Origin of the sequence: Nitrososphaera sp., from assembly GCA_039938515.1 — an archaeon.
Taxonomy (GTDB): domain Archaea; phylum Thermoproteota; class Nitrososphaeria; order Nitrososphaerales; family Nitrososphaeraceae; genus Nitrososphaera.
The window spans coordinates 234,346-248,804 of the sequence record JBDUUL010000010.1; the positions used below are offsets into that span (position 1 = coordinate 234,346).

A 14,459-nucleotide genomic window follows, 5' to 3' on the forward strand; every position below is an offset into this window, starting at 1 on the left:
AATCTAATAGGACGGGTCCAGTCTTTTTCCGATTCTATTTATCATATTAAGTGTTGATTTGGCCACTGTACTCGGAAGCACTTCTATCGAATCTTCTATGTCTGCCTTTGTAAGAACGTGTAATCGCAGAAACGATAGATAAGATCCTAGGACACTGATGATTATCGCCAAAATAAAGGGCACTTCAAAGTAACTCAGAAGATATGCCAGCGCGAATGGTACGGCGAAAGTAAGTAATATTACCTTCCAGAAAATATTCAAACCAATCTTTTTTGAGACTATGACTGACACAATTAGACTTGCTACTGCTCCGAGGGTATAACTGAGTGCTGCACCCGTTGCGCCATATGCCGGCGTAAGCGCTAAGAATAACACTACGCGAGCTAGGTTACCTGCTACTGTTATTCCGAGAACTTGCTTATATTTTCCATATGAGTAGCTGAGTGTGCTAACCCCAGACGCAATTTGAGATGGCAATGTGGCCAGGACCATTATCTGAAGGAACAAAGCTCCTTGACCGTATTCGTCTCCAAATAATTGCATTATTTGCGTAGAATAGAAAAACATCACAGTTGAAAATGGTATTGCGATGATTGCACTCAACTTAGTGATTCTCCATACAAAGGTCTTTCTACCATCATTCATTGCACTGAGGGCCGGGAATCCAATTGTGAAAAGTACCGAAGCAACAGAAGCGACGGCAGTAACTATTGAGTAAGCGATGAAGTAGATGCCTGCCAAACTAGCGCCACTAGTTGCATATACGACTACGGTACCCAATTGTGCTGATAAAGTTGCAAGTAGAGTAGGAATCCAATTAGCACTGCTAGCAGCAAAAACATCCTTGAAGGTTGCCCTTAACTTAACGGTTGAGCTACCAGTATCTCTAAAAAGTGCGAAAACTGCTCCGACGAATAGGATTGCGCCCACAATAAACGAAACGGCATGACCAAGAGTTATACCCGTTGCTCCTAGTCCCATCTCAACTAGAATAAATGCAACTGCGATTCTCAAGCCATTAAATATGATGCTAACAAGAGGCAGAATGCGCGTTTGAAGAGATGCTATCAACACCGATCGGAAAAGACTGTAAATGCCCGTTGAAGCGAGAATAAGAATTGCGATCAAAGTCATGTTCGGATCGACTTTGAAATAGGTCCTGATTTCATCTTTCAACAACATAATAACTGCAGAAGAGGAAACGATACCGACAGAAACTAAAATTATAGATGCTCTTACATAGATCTTGGCATCCCCGTGCCTTTTTTCAGAAAAACTCCTTCCAAGGTATCGCTCTATTCCTAATGGGACGCCTACAGTGGCTATATTTATGAAAATAGTGGCTAGGGATATGATTGCAGACGCAACTCCAATCGCTTCAGAATTTGAGACCCTGGACATAACAAACCAAAAGGCATATCCTGAGAACATTGCGATTACTGTCTCAATTAGGACATAAAACGTGGGCCTGCCAACACTTTTAGCTTGGAAGTTCTTTCACTCCTAATAACTGCAAGACGGAAAAGTTATTGGCAAGTTGTTGATTCACTTTCAAGCACTAAACCGAATTATCTCGGATCGGATAATATGCCATCGATCGGACTCTATCTAATAAAGACTTGTTAGTTCATTCTTGAACGTGGTCGGATTAATGTTTCTAAAAGTTCTGACGTTCGCTATAATGTGGTTTGCAGTTTGACATCGTGTAGCGAAGCTATGGTGGGTTAGACATTGGAAAGCAAAATGAAAATCTTATTCTTTCTACATTATCCGAATCCATTCCCGGGTGCAGCTTGGAGGCGAATTGAATTCTTCGGAAATCACTTCGCGCGTGAAGGGAACAGAGTTACAATTGCTGGTGCGTTTTCATTATCTACAATGAAGATGGCAGGCTGTCATTCGCAAGGCAAATTGAGATTGATTAATGTCATTCCAATAATAATGGCTTCAAACGTCCTTTCGGCATGCTTCAATGTCATTTCATCTTTCATATTATCTCTGGTTCTAATTTTTTTATCGAAGCCAGATGTTATCATAATTTCTGTTCCTAATGGAGAACCGGGGCTAGGTTCGTATGCCGCAGCTAAACTAACCAGACACAAGATAGTGATCGATTATAGAGATGAGTGGGAAGATTATGTAATTGATAATTCTAGGTCTGCCTTATCGCGGAGGGCCTACCGAATCATAAAATCAATTATGATAAAATGCTATCAGGGTGCCAATCTTATGGTAACTGTTACACAGCCCATCGTTAACAAATTGCAAATTAGCGGCATCCGCAACGTCGAGCTAAAACCTAATGGCGCTGATACACAAATCTTCCAACCGTACGATAGGGACATAGCTAGGAAAGAAGCAGGCTTACCTTCGCAAGATTTCGTAATTGTATTCAACGGAATCGTGGGACTTTACTATAGACTAGATATTGTCATACAGGCCCTAGGCCAGATTTCGCACAAACTAACCAATGTAAAACTGGTCATAATTGGTGACGGACCCTCAACAAATGATCTCGTTGCGCTGACCGCAGAGCTTGGGTTAGAACAATCTATTCTATTTCTTGGCCCAAAATCTGATAGGCTTGAAATCGCACATCTTCTAGCTGCCGCTGATGTCGGTATTGTGCCTCTTGATTCGAGTACGCGAGTTCTCAATGCTCTTCCGACCAAATCGTTCGAGTACTTTGCCTGCGGTTTGCCCGTTATTGCTACAGTTCCAACAAAATCTGAATTAGGAGCCATAATTGTCAATAATAAATTAGGTATAACATGCAGTCCCGAGGATATTGCATCTCTGGCTGAAGCTATTGAAAGAATGTATTTTGACAGAATCTTCCTGAAGGAGGCCGGTACAAATGCAATCTCTTTTGTGAGGAGCAGGTTTGACAGGGAAAAAATAGCGGTCCAATTTCTGGATTTGGTTGCGTCAGTTAATGAAGCAAATTGAGTACAAATGGCTCTCGCCATTTGTGATATTCGCTGGAATTGCAGCCATTACTACGTCGTATTTCTTTTGGCTAGTGGAATCTCCACTCAAGTACGTATTCTCTGCGCTGGAAATCGCTGGAATTGTCTTAATTTACACATTAACTAAGGACCCTAGAAAATCACTCCACATTCGATTTAGTGGATATCATTGGACCTCAAAGCAAGCAGGACTTCTATTAGTCGCATTCTCAGTAGTGCTACTTTTGCTTCATGTACTTCAATTAGGAAATCAATTGCTTCAGCTTTCTATCGCTCTCGTATGTCTATCATTTCTGTCTGGCTATGTCTTATTACGGATATTGAGAATGTATGTCCATTTTTCAGCTTTGGAGTTTTTCACTCTGTCTTTTGTGATAAGCTTCGCATTAGCGGCCTTTCTCAACTTGGCCACTATATGGGTACAAGAGAATATCCGAGTCTATGTTATTCTACTTTCGTATGTGATAATTGGTGTGGTGGGAATAGCAAAAGCAAGAAATGATGCATTTGCTCACTTGCCATCTTTTAATCGCCCTCTCGACATTTTGGCTATAATCTTCTCGGTTGGCTTCTATCTTGTGCTCTCTTTTGCTATGTATCCAAACATAGCTCTATTGCCAGGCACGGACATTAGCAGACATTATCAGAGCTCAATAATCCTTTCTAGAACCCCCGACCTTTATCATGACTTTGGGTACATTCTTTTTCACAGTTTTGAATCGGCTGTAATCGTGCTAACTGGAAACCCTGAATTACAGTGGTTGCAAAGTGCACTTATTACGTTAAACTTGTGGCTCCCCGTTGCAATTTACGTTGTGGCCAAAAGATATTTCGTTAACCTGGACAGTAGAATTCCCGCACTATCAGTAATTTGCTATTCCGTTCTCAGCAACTTTTCGTACATCTACTTTACGCAGCTGAAAACTACCGGCGTTGGCGGAACTGAAATCTCTCTGTTGAGCATAACTGCAGATAAAACATATAACGGTACAATGAATTTCTTGCAACCGCTCTATTTCTTTGCGCCAATGGCTGTGGCGATGGTGATATTTGTAACCATCTTATTCCTTATGAAAATCAACTCGATAAAAAAACACCAATTCATCCCATTGATGACTGTCTTAGTGTTTTCGGCTTACCTTGTTCACGTGGTTGAAGCGTTCATCATTGCAGTAATCGTAATAGTCTATTCTCTACTTCATAAAAATAATGGGTTCAGACAGAAGGACACTCTAATTTCAATAATCCTAGGGTTTGCCTCCGCGACCGGGTTTCTCGTCTTCGAGACTTTTGTTTGGCCTCTTGGAATTAGACACCCCGGTATACCTGTCTTTTCGTTTGCAGCCACTATCTTGCCAATGATATTGTGTGCGATGGCACTTGTTTGGCATTCGAAAGTTCTGCCTGCACTTAAAATTACACTGCCCAAATACAATGGTGAAAAAATCAGAACTTCGGCGAGCATTGTTCTCTTGTCGGTGTACACTCTGGGCCTCGTGACATCGATCTTTATCGAGAATTTCAAAACATCAAGTGTGGTTGATTTTGGAAGTGTTCCATGGTTTATTTATCCTTCTCTTTTAGGCATGGCTGGATTTCTTGCAATTCTGTGTATAGCACAACCGCGGAGTGTCTTGCGAAACAATAGTTTGATTTTTGCACTACAGGCCATAGTCGTTCTATTCGTTATGGGGAGAATTCTCACGGCAATAAATCTAAATGTTGGTCCGACTGGTTACTGGGAAAAGAGATTCATAAATTATATTTTTCTATTTGCTTGTCTTGTTGCTCCGATACCTATTGTACGCTTTATCCAGGCTATGTCTATTCAACGAAAACTTATCTATCGTGCGGTTTCGCTTATTGCGATCTCCGCAATAGTTGTGTCTGGTTCTTCTTCGTTACTATTGCAATCAGAATTCTGGTTATGGGCCTCCCCTAATGCACCCAGCGGTCAGGAATTAGAAGCCGTAAACTACTTGAGAGAGGTGTTCGTCAAGGATCCAAGAGCCTTTATCCTTACCCCCACTTCATATTCGAGGGATGTTCTAGCCTTTGCAGCTCCACCCTATCAAGTCACTGTAACTGATCCCTTTTTTTCAGCCGAAAACCCTGGAATACCATTATTCATGCTTGATTCTCACGGTCTTAAGCATGCATACATATACGTGAATACGCGTGACATTAAATTTCTGAACGACCATTGCGGATGGGTTTGCCAACACTTACTTCCAGAATTGCCTATAGTCTTCTCTAATGCGGAAACGAAGATCTATAACGCCACTTATGTTGGCTTTCCAACTCCCTCATCTAGTACTGCCCTAGTTCTGAGTAATGACCCCGGCTTTAGAAAGTCCTCATACGGAGCTTATGACCTGTTAGCTCAAACAAATGCAGAATACACAACTATGGAAGAATCAGATCACAATTTACTGAATGAGAGTAATTTGATGCTCGGCTACGATCCTATATCATATACAGAATTTCGATCTCAATTTCGATCGTCCGATTGGAACGTGCAATCTGGCAACTGGAACTTTGATGGCAACAATCTAAACGCAGGTGAGAACTCTAACGGCACAAGCCGAGTAATATTGTCACCAATAGCTGCAAAATATTTTAATGCATCAGTCGCGTTCAAACTAACAGAGAAAGTTCCTAACGTAGCAAGCTATGTTTCCATAATTCATTCCTGGAAAGATGTGAGGAATTATGATTACTCCGGGATCTTGATTGAGGGCAACAAAGTCTATGTCTACTTTGCACATGTCAAGAACGGCAAACTAGAATTCGAACCACCATGGCCTAGCACTGACACTGGATTGCTCTATAGAGACGGAACTTCCTTCAATGTTACGCTGGCCACAAAGCCTAATCTGATCGAGTTGCTTCTGAACGGTACAAAAGTACTCTCGAAAGAAGGCGCAACACAAGATGGAGGGTTATTAGGGCTGAGTTATGGAAGGGTGAAGAGCGTTAGTTTCGATGACTTCCACGGAACGGTAACTACAGATTCTAGACCGGGGTACGACTATCTGAAGTATGCATATTCAGGTGGTCACCTCATCGTAGTTAATTCGAATGGTTATGGTGACATTGGAAAAGCACTCAATATACAAGCGGCTAAGACTGAGTCTTTCAATGCTAAAAACTCTTCAGCCGTGAATACAACTTTGGGCCAAGGAATGAACTATTACCAAAACCATGACTCTTCCTCGACAAGCATTCCAATGAAGACTCGTCTGTTGACTTACTCTTCTCCGTCTGGTATTTTATCGATCCCTGCATCAACAATAAAGTACGGAGCTGGCAATATCACGTATGTTGACGTGCGCAGCGCAAACTCGACTTTGGATACAAAGACTCGCTCTTCCGACCAGTCTCAGCATGGGTCTTTAAGCTTTTTTGATGCTACTGGACTTAACCAAAACCAATCTGATCCTAATGCATATACTCCAACGGCTATATTCAATCAGCTGAACGCAACAGGGAAAATTACAATAAGTACAAATTCTCTCATTTTGCCAGCGGAACTTAGTGCACAACAGTTACGAGTCGTTGCTAATGGTACGGAAGTTCTCCTAGAGAACGCTTCAAATATTCAATTTAGCGGTTACAATGATACGCGGGTGACGACCAATTCGATCTCCTTGGAGAATGGACAAGACTTCTACAGTGAAATAGAATCGGGAAATCTCGATAAGTTCGAATTTCATGGGTCTGCTCAGATTACCGCATCATATAATGATACATCGTACACTTTCTCGAATGTCAGCAGTGCACAACTTAATTCCTCTGAACATATCATAATGAAAGTTAGACAGCCAGAGATCTACATTAACGGACAGACAACATTTAGAGCCTTAAATGCTCAGCCAACTCTCTCGACTTCAGTAACAGGACAGGATCTAAGAGTGAAAGGAATGACGTCCTTGAACATTTTCATGTCCGATCGTTACTCAATCGCGACGGCCATCCACTTGAACGGCACAAGCCAAATCACTCCCAATCCCTCGGGCTATAATGAGATCACATCGTTAAATCTTGAGAGCACACCATACTATCATTTCTTGTCGGCCTCGGTTATTGTTAGGATGTTACTCCTCGCACCGTTCATTTTATCGCTAATTTTGCTAGTACGACGGAACTCTAATGGTCGCACTAGTAGACAAAAGGTTGTACTATGATCTATGAATCCTTTAGATTGCGTTTAGAAAGCGCCTTGTACTGTTTGTGCTCCTGTTTGCATGAAAAGTATACAAGGAAGCATCTTTAAGCGCTATATTCAGTTTGGTCGTCTACCGGATATTGTTTTGTAAACCATATCTCGCTGTCTCGCGAGAAAGCAATTTGACAAATTGTCAACTTTGATCGAATTATAGTCCGCAGCCTTTGAAAACTGATGTAATTCGAATCAACTTGCTAACTCTGCATAACAATTCTCTACCAGTGGAAAGACACTATCTTCATCGTAACTTGCGGCCTTTTTCTTAGCATTAAGCGACAGATTCGAGCGCAGGGTTTCATCCTTACTTAGTCGCATAATGGCATTCTCAAAGTCTTTGGGCTGGAGTGGATTTATGAGCAATGCATCTTTGTTGTTTAACAACAGAGCTCGATTTGCTGGAATGTCACTACACACAACCGCACGTTCACAACTCATCGCTTCTAATAGGGAAGTTGACATCCCTTCAGTAAGCGAAGGTAAGACGAAGATGTCAATTGCTGATAACCATCTCTCAACGTCAGTTCTCACGCCAGCAAATACAACTTTATCCTGGACCCTTTTTTCCACGACTAGATTGCGCGCAGACTCCTCTAATGGACCTGTTCCGATCACAATTAACCTGAGAGATGGTAACTCAGTTGAGATTCTTGCGAAGGAGTCTATGAGCATCATGAAATTTTTCTCTGGCGTGAATCTCCCAACGAATCCTATTGTAACTAGACTCTCGCTTATACCAAGCTCTTTTCTAATTTGCTCTCTGTTTTGACGAGAAAACTTGAACTTTTCTACTTCGATTGGAATAGGGATGAATCTAATATCTTTGTTGGTTAACTGTGAATAATATTCCTTAATGAATGGATTGACAGCTACGGTAATATTGGCTCTCTTGACCGTGAACAAATCAAGACAATATTCCAATCTTAACAACAGATTATTAAACCGGCCCTGAAGAGACGGGGCAATTGTCTTATGTCTAATACCGTGTGAAGAAATAATCACAGGAATTTTCATTATTCTGCTCGCAATGATTGCTGCCAATCCTCCATAACCTGTATCTTGAGCATGAATGAGAGTAATCGGGTGTTTTCTATGTATTTGGATGAGCTTTCCTACCCATAATAATACAAGAAATAATCGAGAAAGAACGTAAATTAGGTAAGGAGGATGAATGGTTTTCGTGTTTTGGGGTTTCTGTGTATTCAGCTGTTTCTCAACCACTTTGCTAGTGGTACCGCTAAGGCGTGTACATGAGATCCCTGCAAGAGTACTTCCTAGAACAGTCACGTCAAAATTCTTATTGAAAAGCCAGTACCCTAGTGCGGAGGTGTACTTTTCTTCTCCGCCGTAGGAAATGTTAAACACTCTATTAGACGTGAGTAAACAAATGTGAGGAATAGAGGTTATCGTCTGGGATTGATCACTAATGCTAATGTAAGTAAGGCCTCCTACAACTGAAGCATTTGAATATTTACGTGATGGTTAGGTGACACCTTTATTCGCCAACTATCGAACAGTTGTCGGACAAATACCATCTTTTAGCAGACATAATTGCGGGGTTACGAGAATCTATTTTGCGTTGGAGCTCAAAAGGTTCAGCAATAACTTCGGTTGAACTAGTCTGATGACCACTGGCGAAGCATGCTACTACAACAATTTGTGAAATAATTGGTATTAACGTCTCAAACCAGAAAACCAAAACTTTGCACAGTATTAGGCATTTGTCAAAACAATTTAATCAAATAACGTTTTGATGGGCTGCTCACTACACGTCCTTTGCGAGACTCTTCATGCTTCTAGCTTTTTGGACGTCTCCAACAGGTCCTCGATCGGCTCAAGTTCGTGTCGAAGGACTATTTATCTAGGCAGCATTAACTGGATTGCAGCCGTATCCTGGGCTAAAGCGCTCACACCTTGCCTTACAGGTATCGATGGCTTAAATTCTAGCTCCTTCAAAATAAGTTCAATATTCGCGCGGCTATCCCTGATGTCGCCGTTTCGTCCCTTTTCATGAATCGGCTGAAGCGTCGAACCCAACGACTTGAGTACTGTTGATGCTAGCTCGTTTAATGTGATTGAAATGCCTGTCCCCAAATTGTAGATTCCTGAACAACCTTCTTCTGCTGCAATTACCAACCCATCAACTATATCGTGAACCGATACAAAATCTCGGGTCTGCTGGCCATCGCCGTAAATAACCGGCGCAAGCCCTCTACCAATTCTCTCGATGAACTTGGTAATTACACCCGCATAATCTGAGCTCTGGCCCTTTCCATATACATTGAAAAAGCGAAGGGATACGGCATTTTTTATTCTCCCTGAATTTGCAAATGATGTTACAAGAGACTCGCCTGCAACCTTGCTTGCACCATACGGCGAAAGTGGGCTCAGCACATGGTCCTCAGACACAGGCACGGTTTTAGGTTCGCCGTATACTGCAGCAGAGGACGCAAACACAAAATTCTCGACGCCGTTTTGAGCACAAGCGTTAAGCAGAGATGTGGTGCCGTTGACATTAACGTCAATGGTGTTAAACGGAGAAAGCATGGACTCTGCGACGCTAATCTTGGCCGCAAGGTGAAAGCACGTATCGATCTTCTTGTTGAAAATCACGTCATTGACGCCTTCCATATTCCTTATGTCCATATCGAAGAACGATACCCTCTCTTCATTTGCGTATGGCCTTGTCGTAAAGTACTGACGGTTGTTGCTCAGGTTGTCAACCACGGTGACCTGAATATTCCTTGACTGAATTAATTTTCTGACAAGGTGGCTTCCAATAAACCCAGCCCCGCCGGTAACCAACACGTTTCTCAACGTGCAAGAGAAAACTGCCGAACTCTGAAAAGCATTTGTTGTACTGCAAATGTGACAACAGTATAGGCGTCATTTTGCAGATTCCCTGAAAAGTCATTTCATTGCCGCATTCAGGGAGTTATACCGCGCTGCGGGAACGCTAGAGCGCTGACGGCCTAGTCTTCCTCGACTTCAAGTTCCCTTACTATCTCTTCCTTACCTATGTCGATGTGCACCTTTCCGCGTGGCGTGCGGGAAATAATATTCGCACAGAGCAGTTTTGTCGAGTTTGGTTCGATGGAAAACGTAGTAGCCTTTCGACCGTCCGAGGCCGCTCCGTTAATCCTCTCATAGTCGTATAGCGGAAACACACCTGCATCAGTGCGGATTCTGCCAATGCAGAGCTTGTATGAGGTGTCCGAGTCGTTGTACAGTTTCACGCACACCCAGCCGGACATTGGCACCGCAGATGAGTCGAATTTGCGCAGGCCGTGGTTGCTTGGCTGCATCATTTTCTGAATCTCTATCCCTCCGCTCTTCTGACCTGCAATCGCCATCGTTGCAGACCACGACCCCATCGGGTGCAAGCTTTTTGTCTCCTTGATAATATCCGACGTTTGCACGTCATATACCTCGATGTGTATCCTCAAGTCCCCGTCAGCAAAGTCCTCGGGTATCTTCCACTTGAGCGCAAACGGCTCCTTGACCTTGTCGCCATGGAGTCTGCCAATTGCCTTGTCCTTATCATAGAACAAAAACACCCTGTCCTGGTCGCCGTATTGGGTGCGGAAGGTGATGGACGCAAAGCCATTGACAAACCGGCCGGTTATGTCGCCTTCGATGTAGAGCCTGCCTCCGACTTCTGGCACAGACCTGCCAAGCACGTTTGCATTAATTTCCGTCTTTCTTCCTCTCATGTAGAGAACCTGCGCGGCCTGCACGCCAAGGGCCACTGCAAGTGCCGAAAGCGCTAGAATGGCAGCGTACATCGCAAAAAAAGAAGCAGTGGCAAGGTACTTGTTCTCAAAAATCTGGGGGTACATCTTGGCGAAGGGCTGCAGTTGCGGAAACAGAGCTAGCACCACCAGTGGGGCTGCTATTATGATGCAAATTTCCGCTGCAATCCCTAGCCTAGTCACTTCTCAATACCTGTAAGCAATGGAATTGGTAGGATAGAAGGATATAACAGCTGTTCATCAAAGTGCTTGCAGCCGACACTTGCCTTCAACAGTTCCCAAGCGCAGGCTAGAGCAGCTTAAATAGGAATTAAAAATCTTGTGAACGTTCTACCTGTAGTTTTCCTCTAGGAGCCACTGACATTAACCATGACACAATAGCCACTACTTGTTTGGATTCTATCGTAAAAGCAGCCGTTTGGTGAGTCCACGTTCTCCGCCTTCTGCTGAATTTGGGACAAGTATAATGTCGACCTGCGCCTGTTTACTTGTCAGGATTCTACTCTTTACAGTACTTCTGTGCGCAAGACTAATGCAACCAAAAGACTGCGTTCTTGCCACATAATGTTCCCTGCCTGTTTCAAACGGGCGGTTTGAACAGAAAATGTAAAAATACTTAAGATCTCATTCCGCCCCAGATTATGATACATGACAGAAATAGATTTTCTGACTGATAAAATGATAGACATTGCTATTGCATCGTCCTTAGGCATATTCATAATGGTACTTCATCGAAGAGCTGACAAAAGAGTTCATGATATGATAGTGTCGCTACACGACTATGTGACGGTAGAACACCGAGAGGTTATGCAAAAGGTTCAGGAAATGCTTGAAGCAGAGAAACAAATCGACAATGAGGTTCACAGGATTATCTCCGAACAGCAAGCCCTCATAAAGGAATTACATGAAGGGGCAAAAAAGAACTAGGCAGATAGCACATTTGCACAATTGGCAAAGCTTCGTAAAGCTGAGTAATTGAGGCAAATAGCCCTGCATCAGGGCAATTTGGCATAATTTCACCTGAACAAATGCATGTCGATTCTGTGACTTTGTATTAGAAGAATTTAAGTATCTAGATCTGCATATTGGTTTGAGCTCATGAAACTCGGCCCCATTGATTTTAAGCGACGCGAAAAAGCAGAGACTGAAACTTCTGACCCTCTAAAGGGGCAAGGCGTAGAAGAAGCGGCAGCCGCAATATCTGCAAGCGCAACAGGCATTGCAAAAATGGATGATATTTCTGAAATCAGCGCGGACCCAGGTGTCAATGCAGACTCTGACAAGATTGAGCTAGCTGTCGCGGACTATGCAGAAGATGAATCCTCTGATTCTGACGATGGAGAGGACGAACACTATGGCTTGCAGGATCGCTTTTCAAAGATAAAGGGCACGACTGTCAAGACTTTGTCGCCTCTGGGCAGGGCAGGCAAGTTTCATCTAAAGACCTTCAAAGAAGAGGGCAAGGACCTAAAAAAACTCCTCTCTTCAAAAGAAGTTGTAATTTACAAGACAGATGCTGTCGCAGTATTGCTAAGAAGGCTAGGCGGCTATTTCGAGTTTCTAGAGGAGTACAACAAGCTGGTAAGGGAAGGCTATACTTTTGCATACAGCGAGGCTGTAGAGAGCTTTTTTGAAATTCCAGTCGCAGGGATAAAGACCAAGCTTGGCAAACTCTACTATTTCCACCACCAAAAATATGCAAGCGGAAGCGAGGCGACCATTCCTCCAGACTTGACCAAGCATGTAAACGGTCGTGCAATTCCGACAGTGGAAAGTTCTCCTGCCGGAGCCAAAGAGCAGGACACTATCCAGCAGCAAACTTGAGCCTGGAGAACTGCTATTTCAAACAGGATCTTTGATATATCGTATTTAATGGCGCAGCCATAGTATGCCTTCTCAATTGGCGCCACCACTTGAATCCATTGCCTAATCTCATACGTTACCCCTCTTGCTGACAGCCTGTCGAGGGAAGCGGCAATCGCCATATTCTCCAACTGATGATTATCAAAACTCAAAAGCGGTAAAATTCGCGCAATATCTGAGAGCGTATTTGCACTGTCATCACCTTTAGCCAAGAGACATATGCGAACATGCGCGCAACTAATTGGATAATATCGTAGCCATCGCAGTCTATCCAACACGGCCGATACCGTGGATAATAATTCCGAAACAGACTCCCTCTAAGGTTAGATATCTGATATACTGCGACAGGACATTTGTCGCGGGTCCAGTTGCGAAAGCCTCTAGGTGTAGTTGCGTCTTTGCTTTCATGCTTTTTGCTTGTTTCTGTTTTTTCTGCGGTCCCCGGCTATGCCACAAAATCAGGCGAAGAGTCAATTTCAAAACCAAGAGTCTGCAATTGCGTAGTCTTTAGGCTCGACGATGTCCAGGACTATTGGCTAAGCGGCGTGCAAGAATCGATAATGGAAGAATTTGCAAAGTCTCATCAAAAGCTAACCTTGGGGGAAATAATGAACTTCTTTGGTGAAGACCAGAAACTGGTCAACGAAACGCGCAAAGGGGCGTCTGTTGGAACTTTCGAGTATGCACTGCATGGCTGGAACCATGCAGACTATTCCACAATGACACTTGAGCAGCAGCAAATGGAGCTCATGCTTGCAAATGACAAGATGATTAGCATCTATGGCAGGCCGTCAGACATATTCCTAACGCCTTACAACGAATTCAACAACGAAACACTACAGGCGATGAGCAACCTAGATATTCATATTGTTAGCGCCGCCACCTATTCCGCGTATTATAGTGGCAATACCGTGACACCTTGGGCGCCCAATACTGACCAATTCGGAATCTACCATGCTCCCGAGACTGTCACTTTTGGACTCTACTCAGGCACGCATATTGGATGGACATCATTGAGCCAAATGAAGCACTTGATTGACGCCGGAATCAAGGCCAGAGGCTGGAGCGTGGTGACACTTCATCCGCAAGACTTTAGCAAGTACACCCCTGACGGGCAAACAGCGCTAAATGTCGTTAACAAGACATCAACCAACAGACTTGGCGGTCTGCTTAATTTCATTCACGCGCGTGGCTATGCCATCGCTTCATTTCATGACCTCGCTAATTCTGAAGCAAGGCAACATGACGATGTTGCACCCAATGTTACGGTTTCACCTGAGGGGGGACACTACACTACAATTGTGCACGTAGGATTGACGGCCGACAAGCCCTCCAAGATCTACTATACTATTGACGGAAGCATCCCTACAAGCTCAAGCCCGGTGTACCCGAACAAGCTGAAGATTTCAGAGAATACAACACTCAAGTTCTTTGCTGTTGACCGGGACGGAAATATCAGTCCAATTTTGACGGAGCAGTACCGGATTGAACACAATGTATCCAAATCCGGCCATGGCGAGTAGACCCTCGTCAGACATAGATTTTAGCAACAGCAAATGTGGGTACAGGACGCATCGCCCTAGCAGTCTAATTCAATATTGCAAATCCTGGCTTGATTGTCAATACCCGGAGACATTGCAAGACGTTGGC

At 43.5% G+C, this 14,459-nt stretch carries 9 protein-coding genes and 1 pseudogene; 5 read left to right on the forward strand and 5 right to left on the reverse strand.

Annotation, left to right across the window (positions count from 1 at the left end; translation table 11 throughout):
- Positions 1 to 3: 3 nt before the first annotated feature.
- The gene (locus ABI361_06305) at positions 4 to 645 is read right to left on the reverse strand and encodes a polysaccharide biosynthesis C-terminal domain-containing protein (protein ID MEO9320267.1); all 642 of its coding nucleotides are present in this window, start codon (positions 643 to 645) and stop codon (positions 4 to 6) included.
- Between the two features lie 9 nt (positions 646 to 654).
- Positions 655 to 1,458, reverse strand: a pseudogene (locus ABI361_06310) (oligosaccharide flippase family protein).
- Positions 1,459 to 1,731: 273 nt separating this feature from the next.
- On the opposite strand from ABI361_06310, the gene ABI361_06315 reads away from it, so the two are divergent.
- Positions 1,732 to 2,949 carry a glycosyltransferase family 4 protein gene (locus ABI361_06315; GenBank protein ID MEO9320268.1) on the forward strand — a complete coding sequence of 406 codons (1,218 nt, stop codon included), beginning with the start codon at positions 1,732 to 1,734 and terminating at the stop codon, positions 2,947 to 2,949.
- 493 nt (positions 2,950 to 3,442) lie between these two features.
- Positions 3,443 to 7,156, forward strand: a complete 3,714-nt coding sequence (locus ABI361_06320; protein ID MEO9320269.1) for a hypothetical protein — start codon at positions 3,443 to 3,445, stop codon at positions 7,154 to 7,156.
- Between the two features lie 227 nt (positions 7,157 to 7,383).
- Here ABI361_06320 and ABI361_06325 read toward each other — a convergent pair whose 3' ends face one another.
- The 3 genes from ABI361_06325 to ABI361_06335 form a co-directional block, all read right to left on the reverse strand.
- A complete protein-coding gene (locus ABI361_06325; protein ID MEO9320270.1) occupies positions 7,384 to 8,559 on the reverse strand; it encodes a glycosyltransferase family 4 protein in 1,176 nt (391 codons plus the stop codon).
- A 492-nt stretch (positions 8,560 to 9,051) separates the two neighbouring features.
- Positions 9,052 to 10,002, reverse strand: coding sequence for an NAD-dependent epimerase/dehydratase family protein (locus ABI361_06330; protein MEO9320271.1), 951 nt, complete (start codon positions 10,000 to 10,002; stop codon positions 9,052 to 9,054).
- 164 nt (positions 10,003 to 10,166) lie between these two features.
- Positions 10,167 to 11,129, reverse strand: coding sequence for a hypothetical protein (locus ABI361_06335; GenBank protein MEO9320272.1), 963 nt, complete (start codon positions 11,127 to 11,129; stop codon positions 10,167 to 10,169).
- A gap of 465 nt (positions 11,130 to 11,594) precedes the next feature.
- On the opposite strand from ABI361_06335, the gene ABI361_06340 reads away from it, so the two are divergent.
- The 3 genes from ABI361_06340 (at position 11,595) to ABI361_06350 (ending at position 14,332) form a co-directional block, all read left to right on the forward strand.
- Positions 11,595 to 11,873 carry a hypothetical protein gene (locus ABI361_06340; GenBank protein MEO9320273.1) on the forward strand — a complete coding sequence of 93 codons (279 nt, stop codon included), beginning with the start codon at positions 11,595 to 11,597 and terminating at the stop codon, positions 11,871 to 11,873.
- 171 nt (positions 11,874 to 12,044) lie between these two features.
- Positions 12,045 to 12,770: a hypothetical protein gene (locus ABI361_06345; protein ID MEO9320274.1), complete on the forward strand. Its 726-nt coding sequence runs from the start codon at positions 12,045 to 12,047 to the stop codon at positions 12,768 to 12,770.
- 407 nt (positions 12,771 to 13,177) lie between these two features.
- Complete coding sequence (locus ABI361_06350) at positions 13,178 to 14,332, forward strand: chitobiase/beta-hexosaminidase C-terminal domain-containing protein (protein MEO9320275.1); 1,155 nt, start codon at positions 13,178 to 13,180, stop codon at positions 14,330 to 14,332.
- The last annotated feature ends 127 nt before the right edge of the window (positions 14,333 to 14,459 follow it).